We start from the raw sequence: 18,938 nt of genomic DNA, 5'->3' as shown, positions 1-18,938 counted from the left end.
CACGAAGGAGAATTGCCAATGCACAACACTGAGTTCGAGAAGTACCCCACCTCCGGTGAAGAGAACGTTGAGGTTGACGTCTTCTGGCCCATCCAGGACGCTTAATCTCTCACCCCGATAGGTCGGGATAAGGATTAGAAAAGCGCCCCGCCGCTTCCGTAGGGAAGTGACGGGACGCTTTTCTGTCCTCATTGAGAATTTAGTTATGCGGCGTGAATACCCAGCCCAAACATTTGCAGGGGGTATTCGGTAAAGCCCATCATGGCTGCCGCGTACCAGGCGACGTACCCGATCAGCGCTAGAACGAGCGCCTTCTCGCGTACGCTGCCAGCATCACCCAGGAGTGGCAGTGCTATGTAGCCGCTCTTTTTCCATAGGGGAGACGCCACTAGGGGCTTGATAACGATCGGGTAGAGGGGCAGTAGGCCGCGGGTTGTCAGCAGGTCGCCCATCAGGTGAATGGTGGCGCCGACAGAAATAGCCCAGGGGAGCAGTGCCAGCGAATCGGTTGTATAGGCGGCGTACCCGAGGACAATGGCACCGATCCATCCACCCGGTGCACCGAGCACGCGCAAGGCTAGACCGCCCGAGAACGCGGCAAGAAGTAGTGAAGCCCAGGGGATTCCGTTGTAGCTCAGGTTGGCGCTGAAATAGGCAATTGCCCAGAAGACTGCCAGACCCAAAATAGAGTGTGTTCCCTTGCGGTGTCCGCCACTGACTGCCCCGACAATGCGTGCCACCCAGCGTGAAATGGGCGGAATGGAGTTGGCGATACTGCCGTTGTGGTGGTCAATATCCGGCAGCATGCCTGCACCGGCACAAGCCAGGGTGGTTACAATGAGAGTGGGGGTATCGGGAACCTGCACCACTCCCGTCTCGACGAGCACTAGCCAGCCAGCTGCGGCACTGACAGTGTGCGAATAGCCCATCATGGGGAGGTGCCTCCTTGGTGTGATTGCTCAGCGAGTGTGGTTGCCTAGGTGCCGGGATGCTCCCCCGAACTAATTAGAACAAATATAGCATATATCGAAATTACTTTCGATAGGTAGGGTCATCACTCAAGCAGTGCTACCTTTCGATGACACTACCCTTCAAACGGAAGAGTCTGCTTCCAGAACTCACGCTCACGCAGGTAATTCTCCAGCCAGCCCACATGCTCGGAGCACGCCAACCAGACCTTGCGACGCTCGGGGGTGTGCACCTTCGGGTTGTTCCAGAGCAGCTGAAATTCTGCCGCCTGCTGGCAGCCCTTGCGGGAGCACTTGGCGTACTCGGGCTGTGCGTTCTGTGAAAGTGAACCGAGCAGATCCATGTTTTCTTATCCTTACTCTTGCGCTTCAACATGCGGTGGTATTCCGTGCCCACGCGATTCAGTGGAAAGGGAGGTGCGGGCTGTTCCGCTTCAGCCAGTGTACTCGCCCGATGAGGCACGTAAAAGAAGGGGAGTGGGTGTTCAACGTTCAAGAGTGGAGTGTAGCCTGCGGCACCTTTGTGCTAAAACGCGGTAAAATAAGGTTCGACTGTCCATCCGTCCACACCCCAACCGTGGAGCCGCTGCATCGGCTCTGATCGCGAGGGGTCGACTCATCAAGGAAGCTCATGAGCGAGAACACTCCCAAGACCGTGCTGGTCACCGGCGGCAACCGAGGCATCGGCTACGAAATTGCCAAGGAATTCCAGGCAGCAGGACACAACGTCTGCATCACCTACCGTAGCGGTGAAGCCCCCGAAGAATTTTTCGCCGTCAAGGCAGATGTACGCGATGCCGACAGCATTAACGAAGCATTCAAGGAAATCGAAGCAGAATTCGGCCCCGTGGAGGTGCTGGTCGCCAACGCAGGTATCACCCGCGACATGCTGCTGATGCGCATGAAGGAATCCGACTTTACCGATGTGGTCGACACCAACCTCACCGGTTCTTTCCGCGTGGTTCAGCGCGCCATCAAGGGCATGCTAAAGCTCAAGTGCGGCCGCATCATCCTGGTTTCCTCCGTGGTGGGTCTGTACGGTTCCCCTGGCCAGGTCAACTATTCCGCATCTAAGGCTGCACTGGTTGGTATGGCACGCTCCATCACCCGTGAGCTGGGCGGCCGTAACATCACCGCTAACGTGGTGGCACCGGGCTTCATTAACACCGCTATGACTGATGTTCTGCCCGAGGAAACTAAGAAGAACTACCTGGCGTCCATCCCGGCTGGTCGCTTCGCTGAGGCGGAAGAGGTCGCTCGCGTGATTCGCTGGCTCGCCTCCGATGAAGCTAGCTACATTTCTGGAGCTGTCATCCCCGTTGATGGCGGCCTGGGCATGGGGCACTAACCCCACCTGGTACGGACTACATGAAACGCCCGGGCGTGGGCGCACCCTTTCTAGACTTAAGGACATAAAACTATGGCACAGCTGACCGGCAAGACCATCATCATTACCGGTTCCTCCCGCGGCGTTGGCGCAGACACCGCACAGATTCTCGCCGCTGAGGGCGCGAATATTGTGGTGAACTACCGCTCTAAGGCACCGCGCGCGAACAAGGTCGTCAAGGCTATTGAAGAGGCTGCTGGTAAGGCAATCGCAGTGCAGGCTGACGTGACCAACAACGAGGACCTGCAGAATCTCGTTAACACTGCCGTGGAGACCTTCGGTTCCCTGGACTACCTGATCCTCAACGCGTCGGGTGGTATGGAATCCGGTATGGGCGAAGACTACGCAATGCGCCTGAACCGTGACGCACAGCTGAACCTGGCACGCCTGGCAGCAGAGAAGATGCCCGAAGGCGCACGCATCGTGTTCGTAACCAGCCACCAGGCGCACTTTATCCGCAAAGTTGAGACCATGGACGAGTACAAGCCCGTCGCAGAGTCCAAGCGTGCCGGTGAAGATGCACTGATCGCCGAGATTCCCGCACTCTCTGAGAAGGGTATCTCCCTGGTCGTTGTGTCCGCTGACATGATTGAAGGCACCGTTACCGCAACCTTGCTGAACCGCCTGCACCCCGGCGCTATTGAACAGCGCCGCGAGACCGCAGGCAAGCTCTACACCGTCAACGAGTTCGCGCAGGAAATCGCGAAGATGGTCACCGCAGACGTTGAGACCGGCCACGTTGAGCTGGTTGGCGGCGCACGCGGCTTCATCGACTAATAAATTTAGCTGCTATAGATGCCGATGCGGATGCGCCCGCCCCTCTGACAAGGTACATTTGATAAGGCGGCCGCCCCTTACGCAGCGGCACCTATAGCCCCTAAGACTTTGCGCGAAGAACCCAATGTGGGGTGCCCGCGCACTATGCACCAACCGCTCCGATAACCCGGTATAGGTTGCGGGGTGGGGGGCGCATCCCATCCATCTAACTCACTGGAAGAAGAACCATGAGCACCGTACTCAACCTTCAGAATGTCTCCGTGATTCGCGGCGGCCGCCCCATCCTTAACAACGTTTCGTGGACTGTGAACGAAGGTGAACGCTGGGTCGTTCTGGGCCCCAACGGCGCCGGTAAGTCCACTCTGCTTTCGATTGCGGCAGCCCGCCTGCACCCGACCAGCGGCGAGGTTGAGATCCTTGACGAGACCCTCGGCGCTGTTGACGTGTTCGACCTGCGCCCGCGCATTGGTCTGTCCTCCGGTGCTTCAGCTACCCAGATTCCCGCCAACGAGAAGGTTTCCGACGTTGTCGTGACCGCAGCGTACGCTGTGTCCGGCCGTTGGAAGGAAGAATACGACGTCATGGACGACGATCGTGCCACCGAGTTGCTGGCTGAGTGGGGCGTCGATACCCTCGCTGACCGCACCTTCGGTTCCCTCTCCGACGGCGAGCGCAAGCGTGCACTGATTGCCCGCGCCCTCATGACTGACCCCGAAATGCTGCTGCTGGACGAGCCCGGTTCCGGCATGGACATCTCCGGTCGTGAGGACCTGGTTGAGCGTCTGACCGTGCTGGCTGCTGACCCCTACGCACCGGCTACCGTGCTCATCACCCATCACCTCGAGGAAATCCCGGCGGGCTTCACCCACGCCCTGCTGGTCCGTGACGGTGGCGTGGTCGCTGCCGGCCCGATCCTGTCCACCATTACCGAGGCGAACCTCGCAGCAACCTACGATATGGACCTGGCTCTGACCGTCACCTCCGCGGGTCGTTACTCCGCGTTTAAGCGCGCATGAGCCGTGCCCCGAAGCAGCTGAGCGCCGAACAGATCGCTGAGCGTGCCGAGCGTGTCTACGCCATCGAATCGGTCACGGCTCTGGCGCAGGCACCCGAGCAGGCGTTACGCCACTACACGCAGCTGACTGATGTGAAGCTCCGTAGCGCCATGGAGCCGCAGTGGGGTATTTACATTGCGGAGTCTTCGAAGGTGATTCGTCGTGCGCTCGCTGCAGGTCATCAGCCTGTTTCTTTCCTGATGAGTGAGAAGTGGGCTGATGATTTGGCGGATGTTTTGCGCGCCCATCCTGACACTCCCGCGTATGTGGGTAGTGAGGAGCAACTGGAGCAGGTGACCGGTTTTCATCTGCATCGTGGCGCGTTGGCGGCGATGGCTCGTCCGGCGCCGCAGCCTCTGGAGCAGTTGTTGCGAGGTGCCTCTCGCGTGGCGATTTTGGAAGACATTGTGGACCACACGAATGTGGGAGCTATTTTCCGTTCGGCTGCCGCGCTGAACGTGGATGCTGTGCTAGTGACTCCGCGATGCGCTGATCCGCTGTATCGCCGCTCGATTCGCGTGTCGATGGGTACTGTTTTTCAGGTGCCGTGGGCTCGCTTGGAGTCGTGGCCTGATAACTTGCAGACTTTGCACGAGCTGGGCTTTAAGAGCGCGGCGTTGGCTCTGAAGGAGGACTCGCTGACCCTGGAGGAGCTGTCTGCTCGCCGGGATGAGAAGCTTGCGCTGATTCTGGGCACGGAGGGGCACGGTCTGTCGTTCCGCACCTTGGCGGCGTGTGGCGATACAGTGATGATTCCGATGTCGCACGGTGTGGATTCTTTGAATGTTGCGGCGGCGAGCGCCGTGGCGTTCTGGGAGACCCGCCCGCGTTCATAGCCTGGGTTCTGATCTGATTAGTAACCCCCGTGAGTGCCTTCTTCGGGTGCCCTTGCGGTGTGTGGGTTGGTGCCTGTGAGGGAACGTACTGGGATTTAATCCGTGAAGATGGTACCCTTAATGGGTTGTGCGCGCCCTACGCGGGCACAATGGTGATGCGCTCTGAGATTTTCTCGATAGCTGCACATCGAAAAACCTACTCCATCTATATAAGGGCTACTGGCAAAATCCAGTAGCAGAAGAAGGTATATCAATGAAGGCAGAAATCCACCCGGACTACAACCTGGTTCTGTTCCGCGACCTCGCATCCGGCAAGGTCTTCCTGACCCGTTCCACCATGACCTCGGACAAGACTGAGAAGTGGGAAGACGGCAACGAGTACCCGATCGTCGAGGTTGAAATCTCGTCCGAGTCGCACCCGTTCTACACCGGTAAACAGCGCATCATGGACTCCGCAGGTCGCGTCGAGCGCTTCAACGCACGCTTCGGCAACTTCGGTAAGAAGTAAATCTTCTTTCCCAGCTTTGCTTTTTAGCGAGATTAATGCCCCGTTCTCCTTGGTTTTCAAGGAGGCGGGGCATTGCGCATTTTACGGTGCAATCTAAAATATTCGCCCAAACGGGAGGAAAGTTGTAATGTAAAACCTTTCGCTTACGGGTGCGTAGACCAGCTGACAGCGTTACAATGAGTAAGTATTTTGCGAGCTGTGCATTTTCTGTGCCCTCCAGCACCGCCCCATATCGGCGGGTATTCTCCGGCTCTCTGTATTCTAGAGACTTCGCTGGATGCGCTGCGCGTCTCGCGTATCACCATCTCAAACAAAGGACAACTTAATGAGCGACGCGCATTCTGAACCGTCGCAGAGGAAGAAATGGGTCAAGCGTGCCCTGCTGATCCTGCTGATTCTTCTGCTGGTTATTACCCTCGGTATTGGTTTCTTTATCTGGCGTGCTGGCCACACTTGGGATAGCAAGACCGAGAAGTTCGACTCCATCACTAAAGTGGACGAAGACCTCAGAAAAATTAGGGAGCAGCTTGGAGAGGCTAAGAAGCTCAACGTAACGGAGCTGAAGGCTCCGGGGGATACCAACTCAGATAATGCCAGCGAGCACGATAAGGACGGCGACGGCATCCTCGATAACGGCTACAACTACGGAGTTGTCAAGGGCCCGGGTAAGAATATTCTGCTACTCGGTAGTGATACTCGTTCCGGCTCTGAAGCAGCTCAGGTGAGCGGCTCCCGTGCAGATAGCATCATGCTCATGCACATTCCGGCTGATGGCAAGGGCGTGTACCTGGTCTCAATCATGCGTGATACCTGGGTGAACATCCCCGGTTACGGTGCGGCGAAGATTAACGCTGCACTCAACTACGGCGGTATTTCTCTGCAGGTGGCGACCGTTGAGAGCCTGGTTGGTATCAAGATTGATCACGTGGCTGAAATTGAGTTTGAGGGCTTCAAGGCTCTTGTGAACTCGGTCGGTGGTGTGGATGTCCAGGTACCGTTCGACTTCGACATCAATGCCTGGTCTTTCAAGCAGGGTGTGCAGCATATGGATGGTGGTGCGGCTCTTGCGTTCGTGCGTGCTCGCTACCAGTTCGCTGACGGTGACTACCAGCGTGTCCGTAACCAGCGTGCATTCCTGCGCGGCCTATACAACACGATGAAGGTTAAGGGTGCGCTGAGCAGTGTGGGCACTTTCCAGTCTTCCGTTGAGTCTATTTCTGGTTATATGCGTGTGGATTCCGGCCTGAACGCTGCGCAGATTGCCCAGATTGCGGCTCCGGTGCTGACCAGTGGTGACACTACGATGCGTATGACCACCCTGCCGAACGCAGGCCCGGGTTGGTCCTACGACGGTCAGTCAATCATTCTGGTTAACCAGGCTGCAAATGCCCACCTGGCAAGCGCACTGCGGAATGATACGATGGATCAGTTCTTGGCTACTTACGGTCAGGATTAAGATTTGACTCCTGCGCGGGAAAGCTTGTATAAGCTTCCACCCCCGCTGTGTTTAACCGTTCCTGGAGAAACTGTGTACGTGAAAGGGCGGCTACCTCACCATAATGGTGGGTAGCCGCCCTTTGTGCGTATGTTCTGAGGGGAGGAGCTTATGCCTTCGATTCAGGCTTTTCCTCTTGCTCAGTAGCCTCTTCGTTATCGTAGGCTTCGTAGTAGGGCTGACGACCAAAGTAGAATGCCACAGCCGCAACAGCGCCACCCATGATAGCGATGAGGATGCCGAGCATCGGGGTCCACAGCATCGAAATCAGGCCGGCGACCAGAACGGCGAGGCCTGCACCCTTGATCAGGTTCAGCAGGCGGTCACGCTCGTTCGGTTCGTAGTACTCCTCTTCTTCCAAGCTGTACTCGATTATCGGCTTCTCGGCGGCGGGCTCATAATGGGTCGGCTCAGAGGCGGCGGAACCGCCGGTCAGGGAGCTCATGAAACCACGACGCTTCTTCGGTGCTTGCTGTGCGGAGGATTCCAGGTAGTGACGCTCACCTTCGGTGGGCACGAATGCGGCGGGTACCTCGTACTCTTCACCAGCGGGTAGCAGTGCCGGAACGTTATTGGGCAGAGTCTCGTACCACTCCTGTGGAATATCCGCGGGGCGTGCAGCCTGAACGGTCAGGGATAGTTCCAGGGTGTTACCGCGAATAGTACCCCAGGCGCTGGTAAGGCGGTCATTCTCAAATGCGTAACGGATGACGGGCGTCAGCTGCTCGGACATCTGGGTGCTCAGGCGGCCCACGAGCTTGCGGTCGTGGCGCACCTCAACGCTGTCGACGAAGCGCCCGTCGGAGGTTTTGAGCTGATTTGCTTCCAGGGTCAGGATTACGCGGCCTTCACCGCTGGGCGGCAGGATACTGTGCAGGTATTCGGAGTGCTCCTTCTCATCGAGCACCTTCATTGACGGGCCCTGGGGCAGCAGGGTTGCGCGGGTCGGCGCGTCGTTGAGGGGGAAGAGAGAGCCGGGTGCGGACAGGGAGAGTACGCCGGTGCTCTTCACGTGCATGCCGCCGCCTTCAGCGCGTACGGCAACAGCGGAGAGCTGCAGGTGCGCGATGGGTTCGTAGCCAGAGGCGACCACGCGGGTAATGGAATCCCAGTACGCGGCGGAGTCCTCCACACTCATACGGCCTACCTTGAATTCGTCAATGTAGATGGCGATGCTATTGGGCTCGTAGGGGTTATCCGATTCGGGAACAAGGCGCGCTTCACCGTACCAGATCCGTTCACGGTCGATGTGCAGTTCCTCAAAAATTTGGAGGGTTTCTGCTTCATAGTAATCATCGGTGACGACGTCAACGCTACCGCGGTCACCGAGTGCGTAATCGACCACTGAAAACTCCTTCTGATATGTCTAAGCGAGCGGATACCTAGTCTATTCTCTCATGCTTTCAGAGCGGACAGCTCACAAAAACGGGTGACATTTATCTGTCTTTTAGCACCGGGTGCATATAGTTTGGTGTTTGGGGGAATCAGTCCCGGTAACACTGGCTCACGTCAACGCACTAAAGAGCCGCGACCCCTCCGTGTGGACACTCCCAAAACAAAAATTTTGGCTGAGAAAGCCACGAAAAAGACCACCGCCCAAACACCACCCGGTTTACAACCGGGTAAGTGCCAAGCGGTGGTCTACATCAATTAGCCTGAGAGCCTCACAGGGCGGTCATAGCACCCTGCTCAGCTACTCAAACCATGCAACTTAGTCCTGTAGGGAAACGTTGAACTTCTGGGCCACAATCGAACGGTGGCCGTGATCCTGAGCCTCGAGAATCAGACGACGCAGAGCCGAAGGGGCTTCGGGGTTTGCCTCCAGCCAACGCTGAGCCAAAGCAACTGAGGGGTTACCCTCAACGCCCAGGCCCTCTGTGGAGCCGGTGTTGTACGGAGCCTTCGGGTACAGGCCACGCACAATGCGGGTCGCCATACCAATTGAACGGGACGCCCAAAGGGGCAGCAGAGCCTCAAAGTAGGAGTCGTAGTAGGACTCACGCAGTTCAACCGGACCGCGAGCAAAACCGTTAATGGTCGAAGCCAGAGCGTCGTTCGACAGTGACTCATCTTCCATGATGGTCTTGTACGCTGCAGCCTTACGCTCAGCAGAGGGCAGGGCAGCAATCGCGTACGCGTAACCATTCGAAGAAATCGAGGAGGGGCTGTACTTAGCCGCACGGTCCAGATCCTCAACGGTCACCAGGTCGCGGCTTGCGAGCGCACCCAGTGCACTCCAACCCAGGTTCTGGTCGTAAGGAATGCCGGTTGCGTCAGCAATATCGCCGGTGGTGTCTTCGAAAGCACCGCGGGCAATATCGCGGCAGAGCTCTTCACCCTTGGTCGCGTTGGTGGAGACCGAAATCAGGGCGCGCAGCAGAATCAGCTGCTCGTCGGAGCCGGGCTTAGCCTGTGCCAGTGCTGCTGCGAATGCGTCGTAGAGAGCGTCGTAGAGGCGCTCGCGGCCGGTGGGTGCGGAGAAGGTTGCGATAGCGACCTGTGCGTTGTTGACCATGGTGCCCAGCAGGGATGCGCTCGGTTCCTTGGAGACGTTGCGTACGACTGCGTCGACGTAGGTGGTGACGGGCAGGCGTGCATCGCGCACGTTCTCCCAGAGGGAGCCCCAGATGAGGCCGCGGGAAAGTGCGGATTCGAGGGTGGAGACACCTTCGATAGCTGCCTGCAGGCCGTCTTCGTCGGTCAGGGCGACCTTGGCGTAGGTGTGGTCTTCTGCGTTGAGCATGAGCAGGTCAGCTTCACCAACGAGCTTCTTCTGCTCCTCGGTGAGCTCTACGCGGTGCTCGGAGACGGGCTCTGCCGGGTACTCGAGGGAGAGTAGGCCGGTGGAGGTGAGCTTGCCGTCGGTCAGTGCGAAGGTTTCCAGCTTTGCCACGTGGGGGCGGCCCAGACCTGCGGGCTGCTGTGAGGGCAGTTCCTGGGTGAGGATCAGGTCGGTGAGCCGACCGTCTTCGCCGTAGACGCGCTTGGTACCCAGTGCGGACACGCCGGAGGTCTGCAGCCATGCGTTAGCCCATGCCTGCATGTCGCGGCCGGACACCTCGTTGAGTACCTGCAGGAAGTCGTTCAGGGAGGTGTTGCCCCACTCGAAACGCTTGAAGTACACGCGTGCTGCTTCGATGAAGGTGTCGAAGCCGACGTAGGCAACTAGCTGCTTGAGCACGGATGCGCCCTTTGCGTAGGTGATGCCGTCGAAGTTCTGCGATGCTGCTTCCAGGTGGGGGATGTCAGCGACGATGGGGTGGGTGGTGGGCAGCTGGTCCTGCATGTATGCCCATGCCTTGCGGTTGTTCGCGAAGGTGACCCATGCGTCGTTGAAGTTGTTGGCTTCCTTAGCGCCGAGGGTGCCCATGAAGTCTGCGAAGGACTCCTTGAGCCACAGATCGTCCCACCACTTCATGGTGACGAGGTCGCCGAACCACATGTGTGCCATTTCGTGGCAGATGGTGTTGGTTCGGCCTTCGAGGTCGTCCTCAGTTGCGCCGGAGACGAAGATGTAATCTTCGGTGAAGGTGACCAGGCCGGGGTTCTCCATTGCGCCGATGTTGTATTCAGGTACGAATGCCTGCTCGTACTTGGGGTACGGGTAGGGGTAGTCGAAGAGGTCCTGGAAGAAGTCCAGGCCGTTTTCGGTGACCTTGAAGATGTGGTCGTAGTCGAAGTGCGGCTTGAGGGACTGGCGGCAGTATGCGACCAGGGGGATGTCACCGCTGTTGACCTTGCTCTTGGGCTTGTAGGTGGTGGTTGCGGTGAAGTATTCGCCGGCAACGATTGCGGTGATGTAGGTGGAGATCTTTGCGGTGGGGGAGAAGACTCGCTTGGTGATGGAGTCGTCGGCGGGGTCTACGACCTGGCTTTCGAGTACGCCGTTGGAGCTGACGACCCAGTCCTTGGGTGCGGTGATGCGGAAGTTGAAGACTGCCTTCAGGTCGGGCTGCTCGAAGTTCGGGAAGACTCGGCGGCAGTCGGAGGGCTCGTACTGGGTGTACAGGTAGACGCGACCGTCGGAGGGATCGAAGTAGCGGTGCATACCTTCGCCGGAGCGGGAGTAGTAGGAGCGACCGTGGATGGTGAGCACGTTTTCTGCCTGCAGGTTGGGCAGGGTGATGCGTGCGCCGTCGACGACATCAGCCAGGGGCAGTTCGGTGCCGTTGAGCTTAACGGAGTCGACGCTGTGGTGGATGTAGTCGATGAAAGTTTCTGCACCGGGGGTGTTGCAGGAGAATCGGACGGTGGTGACGGTAGGGTAGGACTCAAATTCGGGGTCCTTGGCGTTAGTCAGGTCGACATGCACGTCGTAGGTGTCGACACTGATGAGAGCCGAACGTTCTGCGGCTTCTTCGCGGGAGAGGTTCTCATTATTCATGCTTTTTATTCTAGTCGTTATGACCGCAAATATGGCAGTTGAGTGGGCGTGCCGGTCATATTACTCGCGGTGCGAGAAGATCACCCAGGATGCGGGGAATCAATCAACCCTGAATATGTGATATAGAACATGTTCATTCGATTTGCAGAGTATCCAGAAAGCCCGTATAGTATTACGTGTTGCTTCGAGCGGCACCGAAAGGAAAACGTTCGAAAGTCACCTGCGCGGGTGGCGGAATAGGCAGACGCGCTAGCTTGAGGTGCTAGTCCTCGTATTAGAGGGTGGGGGTTCAAGTCCCCCCTCGCGCACAGATAATCCCCGGTTCTTCGGAACCGGGGATTTTTGTATGTTTGGACAATTTCACCAGCAGTTTGCTGGCCTGCGCCTTTCGGGAAGACCCCGGCTGAAACCTTTCAGACTGAAAACTTTCGGGCTGCAAAAATAGGCGCAGAAACTTCTGGCACAAAGAAGCACTCAAAATATATCAGCGCGCAAAAAAGTAGTGGGGTGAGGCTCCTTGAAGGGAACCTCACCCCACACTAGCTACGCTAGGGAAGCTAGAAGAACAGCTATATCAGCTGAAACTGTATTACTCAGCCAGACGCTCCGGGTCAGTGGTGACCAGAATCTTCACAGCGGTCTCGTTGTGGTGAATCAGGGTGTCGAAGCCCTTGTCAATTAGGTCCTCCACAGCAATCTTGCCGGTGATGAAGGGCTTGAGGTTAATCTTGCCGGACTCAACGAGCTTAATGGTTTCCGGGTGGGAGTTCACGTATGCGATGGTGCCGCGGATATCGAGCTCCTTGAGCACAATCTTCTGCACATCCAGGGAAGCGGGCTTGCCCCAAATGGAGACGATGACAACCTTGCCGGTCGGCTTAAGGGCATCCAGAATCAGATCCAGTGCGGGCTGAACGGAGGTGCACTCGAAGGCGATGTCAGTGCCACGGCCGTCGGTCAGCTTGTGAATCTCAGCCAGAACGTCGGTCTCTGCGGGGGAGAAAGCGTAGTCAGCAACACCGGAGTCCAGAGCCTTCTGGCGGCGCAGCGGGGACAATTCGGAGATGATGACCTTAGCGCCCTTAGCCTTCAGAACTGCGGAGGTTAGCAGACCGATGGGGCCAGCACCGGTGACCAGCGCGAATGCGCCCTCTTCGAACTCGCCTGCACGCTCAACAGCGTGGTAGCCAACGCTCAGGGGCTCAATCAGTGCAGCCTCGTCCAGGGGAATGTTATTAGGAATCTTGTGAACCCAGCGACGCTTGACGGCAACCTTCTCGGACAGACCACCACCGCGACCTGCCAGGCCGATGAAGTTCATGTCCTTAGACAGGTGGTAGTCCTTGGAATCGGGGCCGGTGTAGACATCATCGCGAATGATGTAGGGCTCGACAACAACGTGGTCGCCAACCTGCAGGTCGTCTACGCCTTCGCCCAGTGCTTCAACAACACCGGAGAATTCGTGACCGAGGGTGACGGGGGAGTCCTCGCCAGAAATGGGGTGGGGGCGACCGTGCTGGGGGCAGAAGATGGGGCCGTCCAGGTATTCGTGCAGGTCGGTACCGCAAATGCCGCACCAGGCGACCTTAACCAGAACCTCGCCCGCAGCGGCTTCGGGTGCGGGGATATCTTCAATGCGGATGTCGTGGCGGTCGTAGAAGCGTGCTGCCTTCATGGGATGGAGCTCCTTAGCGTGGTTGTGGCGCTCACCGCGGTGTGTGCATGCTGGTACGGTTCGCATCCATGGGTCTGTCACGGTATTGACAGAGGCCCAAACGACATGGTCTGGACCGGTTGTGAACTGTCCTGCCGGCATTCGCATCGCTAGCGCCGGATGGTGATGGGTGCGGCTGGATTGTCGCTCCCATGTGTTTAACGCTACTCCAATGAATCAAAGATTCATAGGATATATACAAATTTTCTTTTATGTGACAGATATTTCTTTTTGGATGTTTTCGACTCCATCACGCCTGACCATCTAGCGCCCGGCGAGCGCAGACGGTAGCGTGGAAGCATGACTGACACGAACGCACAGGGCACCGCCGCCCACACCCAGCCCACTTCTGACAGTTCCGGTCGAATGACACCGAACCGACCTGCCGCAATAACCCGCCACTATGATGCGCCCGATGCTGATTGCGTGCGCGGTAGCGAGTACTCCGAGATCCTTGCCCTTGAAACTGAGCAGTGTAAGCATGCCGCTGAGCACCGCCACAAGTGTGGACTTGCGCATCCTGAGCAGGAGCGTAGCCGCGGCGAGCGCCAGGGTCATGGAAAGGGGCGCGGTCACCGTCTTGATGAAGACAGTGGGCTGGCGCATATTCGCCGCGACCTGGCCGCATCTGTAGCCACTCGTGCGGATTCTTTGACCGCAATTCTCAAGGCGATTCACGCGCATCCTGAGACTGCCTACGAGGAGTATTTCGCATCCCGAACGCTCGTTGATGCGGTCCGCAAAGCGTACCCGAACCTCAGTATCGAGTACCCTGCCTTCGGCCTGGGTACCGCGTTCAAGGTGGAACTCACCAGTGCCGACTACGACCCCACCAAACATCGCACCATTGCGATTCTCTCCGAATATGATGCACTGCCTGGCATCGGCCACGGCTGCGGTCACAGCGTTATTGCGGTATCCGGGCTGGGTGCTTTCCTCGCCCTGGTGGATGCGCTCGCCGCCGGCCCCGAGGCATTCAGCGGTAGGGTCCTCTACTACGGCACGCCTGCCGAAGAGTCTGATGCCGGTAAGGAGCTGATGGCGCGCGCCGGCGCGTTTGAGCAGGTGGATGCCGCGATTATGGTGCACCCCTACTTTATGGATGTGGCCGATCAGGCGTGGTTGGGTCGCCGTGAATGTCGCGTGACCTATACGGGCGTAAGCGCGCACGCTTCCTCGCACCCGTTTATGGGTCGTAACGCCCTGGACGCGGCGAATCTGGCGTATCAGGGTTTGGGTTTGTTGCGTCAGCAGATTCCCGGTTCGGACCGTATCCACGCGATTATTGACCACGGTGGGGACGCGCCGAACCTGATTCCTGCCACCGCGAGCCTGCATATTAATATCCGTTCTAAGCATGCGCCGACTCTGCGTGCACTGTCGCGACGGGTTGAGGAGGTGCTGCGCGGTGCGGCGCTCATGGCTGGTGTGAGTGCGGAGGTGACCTGGGATTCTTCACCGATGACCATGCCGGTGCGTACGAACCGTCCGCTGTTGAAGCGTTGGGTTTCGGCTCAGCGTTCGGTGGGTCGCCACCCGTATCCACCCGGCACGGTTAGCGACACCTTGGCGGCTTCTACCGATTTTGGTAATGTGAGCCTGCGTGTGCCCGGCATTCACCCGCTGATTCAGATTGCTCCAGAGGGTACCGGTATGCATACGGTGGAGTTCGCGCACTGTGCGGACACTCCGGCAGCGGTGGATGCTGCCCTGGATGCTGCGTTCGGTTTGGCTTCTGTGGCTTTGGATTTCCTGGTTGACGACGAGTTGGCGCAGGTGGTTCGTGCTGGTTTTGAGGCTTCCGGCGGTGCCGTGGATGTAGAGGGCTACTTTAGCGGCATGTGAGCTTGCTCAAAAGGTCAGAAGGTCATTATTTGGTTTTATGAGTGAAAAACACCCCTCATAGCCCATAAAGTCACCAGCACCTATCGAAAAAAGCAAAATAACCCAACACAAAACGCAGAATTTGCGGCATAATAGAACATAACGGAGCGAGCCCACCGGAGAAGAACGACCACCTAAGGAAATTCAACCCCGAGGCACACACCCGCTTCCTGATAGACCATGCGAGAATCTTCTCGCACCACACGGATAACTCTCACGAAAGAGGGCATACAGCAATGAACGGTGTCAACAACCCCACCAAGCTCGGCGTCATCGGTGCAGGCGGCGTCGGTAGCGCAACCGCATACGCAGCTATGGTCCGCGGCTCCGCAGACGAAATCGTCCTGTACGACATCGACGGCAAGCGCGCACACGCTGAAGCACTGGACATCGCACACGGCGCAATGTTCGCACACGAAGCAACCGTAACCGGTGGCGACGACATCGAACTGCTGCGCGACTGCGACATGGTTATCATCACTGCTGGCGCTCGCCAGAAGCCCGGCCAGCCCCGCCTCGAACTGGCAGGCGCAAACGTCGCAATCCTCGAGAAGCTACTGCCGAACATCCTGTCCGTAGCACCCAACGCAATCATCATGCTCGTCACTAACCCCTGTGACGTTCTCACCATTGTTGCTCAGAAGATTACCGGCCTGCCCGCAAACCGCGTGCTGTCCTCCGGTACCGTTCTGGACTCCTCCCGCCTGCGTTGGCTGATTGCTAACAAGGCTGGCGTCTCCATCAAGAGCGTTCACGCAAATGTGGTCGGTGAGCACGGCGACTCCGAGTTCCCCATCTGGTCCGCAGCAAACATCGGTATGGTTCCTCTCTCCGAGTGGGAGCAGGACGGCAAGCTCGTCTTCACCGAAGAGGTTCGTGCAGAGCTGGCAACCGAAGCTATGCGCGCAGCATACAAGGTCATCGAGGGCAAGGGCTCCACTAACTACGCAATCGGTATCTCCGGTGCACGTATCGCTGAGGCATTCCTCGGCGGCCAGAACGCAGTGCTGCCCGTCTCCACCACCATTGCTGGCGAGCTGTACGGCTTCAAGGACGTTGCACTGTCCCTGCCCACCATCGTGAACCGTGAGGGCATCCAGCGCGTGCTTGAGGTCCCCATGAACGATGCTGAGCTGGCACAGCTGAAGGCATCCGCTGAGGCAATCCGCGCATCCGCAGCTTCCCTCGGTTTCTAATTCTCTCGGGTTCATGATTCGCAAGAAGTAAACATTCAGTAGGCGCAGCGTATAGCTGAGCTAACCGGCAGAAGAACCCGCCGCACCCGGCACCTGCCCCCTTCAGGAGTGGGGGAACTGGGGGCGGCGGGTTCGCTGTGTCTGGAGATATTTCTATGCGGTGCTTGATGTGCTGCATGCACACTTGGTTTTACCAACCTGGCTATACCGCTCTGGCTTTGGTGCTTGCTACTATCGCCGCGATTCTAGCTACCGTTTTACCTGCCGTGCCCGTTCACGGTCCCGCATTTAAACCGCTGTATGACCGCCGGGAGCACACCATAGATGCGTAAGTAGTAGAATTAATGGCATGAGCATTGATCCTCGCACCGAACTCACCCGCCTCCTTGACGCACTGGAGGCGCACCTGACCGCCGTCGTAGACCGAACCGGCGAGCACGACCCCGCCGTCGATGAGGCATACGTAGAAATCGCCAACGCCTTCGAAGCCTACGAAGATGCCCTCTTCGAAGCCTACAATGAGGTCACCCCCCTGAGCGTCTACGGTGACGAAGACGAGGACGACCTGGAAGAAATCCTCGATGATGAAGACGACATTGACGACGATATCGACTACGAGGACTAAATAGCGCCTCACATATACGTTACGGACCGACCCCTGACCGGTACCCCTACACGGGGTAACGAGGCAGGGGTCGAACCGTACCCGCAACATCCGCGTAGCTTTTGCCCTCAACGCCTACCGAGCGTCTACTGAGCGGCCGCCGAACACCGACTGAGAATCCACCACACATCCACAGAGCATGTACCGAGAACGGAGAAACCCGTGAGCGAACCCCGCACCTGGCGCGACGCCGCCCTCATCCTCCGCACCCAAAAACTCGGCGAAACCGACCGCATCATCATCATGCTCACCCGCGACGGCGGAATCACCCACGCCGTCGCCAAAGCCGTACGCAAACCCACCTCCAAGTTCGGTGGACGACTCGAACCGTTCATGCACACCGACCTGTCCTTCAGCCGCGGCCGCACCAACCTGCACACCATCACCCAGGCGGTAACCCTGCACGCCTACACCGCACCGATCATGGCGAACTACGATGCGTACACATGCGCCTCTACCATCGCCGAACTGGCGGAAGCACTCACCAAAGATACCGACAGCACCGCCGACATCTACACCCTGACCCACGGGGCGCTTGCCGCGCTCGCGCACGGCCAACATGTACCGCAGAGGATTCTGACCCGCTACCTGGCGCGCAGCATGAACGCCGCCGGCTGGCCGCTCATCGGTGAAAACTGCACCCGATGCGGCAACCCGCTCGTGAACGCAGATTACCCGGGCGATAACCGAGCAGACAGTAGCACCCCCGGTACTACAAGCGGAAGCGGCAGGTACATTGCCTTCCACACCGCCCACACCTACGGGCACCACACGGTCCTCTGCCCCCAATGCGCACCCGCCACCGACACACCCCTAACCGGCCTGCGCGCCGAAGAGCTCGGCTATGCGCTCGCCACCGCATCGGCGGATCCGCGCGCCTGGGCGACGATTGACACCGCACCCGTGCCGGTTGCCTCCAAAGTTCTGGGACTCTACCTGAAAACCACCCAGAACCTGCTTGAACACCCCCTCAAAACGGCGAGTGCCCTCGAAGCGGAGAATCCTGCACCGTAAAACCGGGGCAGTAAAAATTGGCTCAGTAAAGACCGGTCGGCATAGCAAAGACCCGCCAGAACCCACCCGGAACAGTCGGTACAGCGCAGATGCACACGGGTGCGTCAAATATGGGTCAACCAGGACGCAAAATAACCCCCGAAGCACCCGCCCATGCGCGCTGTGTCACGGTAAAATAGCTAACAGCACACCAGGTTTATATCTGGCGCATATCTAGGCAAACGACCCCCGGGGGAGAACCCGCCAGGGAAGGAAGGCACATATGGCACGCACCCAGCCCGTACCCCCGCCCGCACACCCCACCGGGGCAACCCCGCCGCCGATTCCGAAGAAGTTCATTCCGCAGCATGTTGCTGTTGTCATGGATGGTAACGGACGCTGGGCCAACGAACGCGGCCTACCCCGCACCGAGGGCCACCGCGCCGGCGAGGCGGCACTGCTGGATGTCGTTGCGGGCGCTATCGAAATGGGCATCCCGTACGTGACCGCCTACGCGTTCTCCACCGAAAACTGGAAGCGCTCACCCAGCGAAGTTGCGTTCATTATGCGTTTCTCCACCGAGGTGCTGCAGCGTCAGCTGGCAACCCTCAAGACCTGGGGTGTGCGCATCCGCTGGGCTGGCCGCCGACCCAAGCTGTGGAAGAACGTCATTGAAGAGCTCGAACACTGCGAGCGTGAAACCATCGATAACACCGTCTGCACCCTCACCATGTGCGTGAACTACGGCGGCCGTGCAGAAATCGCTGACGCGGCGGCAGCTATCGCGGCGGACGCAGTGGCGGGCAAGCTCAAGCCCGGCAACATTACCGAAAAGACCATCCAGAAATACCTGGACGAGCCTGACCTGCCCGACGTTGACCTGTTCCTGCGTTCCTCCGGTGAGCAGCGCATCTCGAACTTTTTGCTCTGGCAGAGCGCCTACGCCGAGATGATTTTCATGAACGTGCTCTGGCCCGACGTTGACCGCCGCACCCTCTGGGAAGCTGTCGAAGAGTACGCGCGCCGCGACCGCCGCTACGGTGGCGCTGTTGACGCCGTCGCCAACAACAAGTAACT

The 18,938-nt window shown here is 58.4% G+C and carries 16 protein-coding genes and 1 tRNA gene; 12 read left to right on the top strand and 5 right to left on the bottom strand.

Going from position 1 to position 18,938, the window contains the following annotated elements:
* Positions 1 to 203 precede the first annotated feature (203 nt).
* Together QFX07_RS04795 and QFX07_RS04790 are read right to left on the bottom strand one after the other, a co-directional pair.
* Positions 204 to 932, bottom strand: coding sequence for a metal-dependent hydrolase (locus QFX07_RS04795; RefSeq protein WP_279754905.1), 729 nt, complete (start codon positions 930 to 932; stop codon positions 204 to 206).
* A gap of 152 nt (positions 933 to 1,084) precedes the next feature.
* Positions 1,085 to 1,312: an acetone carboxylase gene (locus QFX07_RS04790; protein ID WP_279739841.1), complete on the bottom strand. Its 228-nt coding sequence runs from the start codon at positions 1,310 to 1,312 to the stop codon at positions 1,085 to 1,087.
* 287 nt (positions 1,313 to 1,599) lie between these two features.
* On the opposite strand from QFX07_RS04790, the gene QFX07_RS04785 reads away from it, so the two are divergent.
* From QFX07_RS04785 to QFX07_RS04760, 6 genes are all read left to right on the top strand, one after another.
* Entirely contained in the window at positions 1,600 to 2,316 is a 717-nt protein-coding gene (locus QFX07_RS04785; RefSeq protein WP_279754906.1) for a beta-ketoacyl-ACP reductase, read from the top strand.
* 72 nt (positions 2,317 to 2,388) lie between these two features.
* Positions 2,389 to 3,132, top strand: coding sequence for an SDR family oxidoreductase (locus QFX07_RS04780; protein WP_279754907.1), 744 nt, complete (start codon positions 2,389 to 2,391; stop codon positions 3,130 to 3,132).
* Between the two features lie 227 nt (positions 3,133 to 3,359).
* A complete protein-coding gene (locus QFX07_RS04775) occupies positions 3,360 to 4,148 on the top strand; it encodes an ABC transporter ATP-binding protein (RefSeq protein WP_279739847.1) in 789 nt (262 codons plus the stop codon).
* Positions 4,145 to 5,023, top strand: a complete 879-nt coding sequence (locus QFX07_RS04770; protein ID WP_279739850.1) for a TrmH family RNA methyltransferase — start codon at positions 4,145 to 4,147, stop codon at positions 5,021 to 5,023. Before QFX07_RS04775 ends, QFX07_RS04770 begins: the two co-directional genes overlap by 4 nt.
* 253 nt (positions 5,024 to 5,276) lie before the next feature.
* Positions 5,277 to 5,531 (top strand): type B 50S ribosomal protein L31, encoded by a 255-nt coding sequence (locus QFX07_RS04765; protein WP_005506069.1) that lies wholly within the window; start codon positions 5,277 to 5,279, stop codon positions 5,529 to 5,531.
* 325 nt (positions 5,532 to 5,856) lie between these two features.
* Positions 5,857 to 6,987 carry an LCP family protein gene (locus tag QFX07_RS04760; protein ID WP_279739862.1) on the top strand — a complete coding sequence of 377 codons (1,131 nt, stop codon included), beginning with the start codon at positions 5,857 to 5,859 and terminating at the stop codon, positions 6,985 to 6,987.
* 148 nt (positions 6,988 to 7,135) lie between these two features.
* Here the strand turns inward: QFX07_RS04760 and QFX07_RS04755 are convergent, their stop codons facing one another.
* On the bottom strand, positions 7,136 to 8,371 hold the full coding sequence (locus QFX07_RS04755; protein ID WP_279754908.1) for a hypothetical protein: 1,236 nt from the start codon (positions 8,369 to 8,371) through the stop codon (positions 7,136 to 7,138).
* 366 nt (positions 8,372 to 8,737) lie between these two features.
* A complete protein-coding gene (gene pepN / locus QFX07_RS04750; protein ID WP_279754909.1) occupies positions 8,738 to 11,410 on the bottom strand; it encodes an aminopeptidase N in 2,673 nt (890 codons plus the stop codon).
* Between the two features lie 222 nt (positions 11,411 to 11,632).
* Here pepN and QFX07_RS04745 point away from each other — a divergent pair.
* Positions 11,633 to 11,718: transfer RNA gene (locus QFX07_RS04745), tRNA-Leu, on the top strand.
* Between the two features lie 281 nt (positions 11,719 to 11,999).
* Here QFX07_RS04745 and QFX07_RS04740 read toward each other — a convergent pair.
* The gene (locus QFX07_RS04740) at positions 12,000 to 13,085 is read right to left on the bottom strand and encodes a 2,3-butanediol dehydrogenase (protein ID WP_279754910.1); all 1,086 of its coding nucleotides are present in this window, start codon (positions 13,083 to 13,085) and stop codon (positions 12,000 to 12,002) included.
* Between the two features lie 339 nt (positions 13,086 to 13,424).
* Here QFX07_RS04740 and QFX07_RS04735 point away from each other — a divergent pair, with 339 nt between their 5' ends.
* The 5 genes from QFX07_RS04735 (at position 13,425) to QFX07_RS04715 (ending at position 18,936) form a co-directional block, all read left to right on the top strand.
* Positions 13,425 to 14,969, top strand: coding sequence for an amidohydrolase (locus QFX07_RS04735; RefSeq protein ID WP_279754911.1), 1,545 nt, complete (start codon positions 13,425 to 13,427; stop codon positions 14,967 to 14,969).
* A gap of 275 nt (positions 14,970 to 15,244) precedes the next feature.
* Positions 15,245 to 16,204 (top strand): L-lactate dehydrogenase, encoded by a 960-nt coding sequence (locus tag QFX07_RS04730; RefSeq protein WP_279739873.1) that lies wholly within the window; start codon positions 15,245 to 15,247, stop codon positions 16,202 to 16,204.
* 349 nt (positions 16,205 to 16,553) lie between these two features.
* Entirely contained in the window at positions 16,554 to 16,829 is a 276-nt protein-coding gene (locus QFX07_RS04725; protein ID WP_279754912.1) for a hypothetical protein, read from the top strand.
* A gap of 201 nt (positions 16,830 to 17,030) precedes the next feature.
* Complete coding sequence (recO, locus tag QFX07_RS04720) at positions 17,031 to 17,882, top strand: DNA repair protein RecO (RefSeq protein ID WP_279754913.1); 852 nt, start codon at positions 17,031 to 17,033, stop codon at positions 17,880 to 17,882.
* A gap of 262 nt (positions 17,883 to 18,144) precedes the next feature.
* The gene (locus tag QFX07_RS04715; RefSeq protein ID WP_279754914.1) at positions 18,145 to 18,936 is read left to right on the top strand and encodes an isoprenyl transferase; all 792 of its coding nucleotides are present in this window, start codon (positions 18,145 to 18,147) and stop codon (positions 18,934 to 18,936) included.
* The last annotated feature ends 2 nt before the right edge of the window (positions 18,937 to 18,938 follow it).

Origin of the sequence: Rothia similimucilaginosa (assembly GCF_029850985.2) — a bacterium.
Taxonomy (GTDB): Bacteria; Actinomycetota; Actinomycetes; order Actinomycetales; family Micrococcaceae; genus Rothia.
Note: the sequence above shows the minus strand (reverse complement) of the source record. Positions and strands in the feature narration are given on the sequence as shown.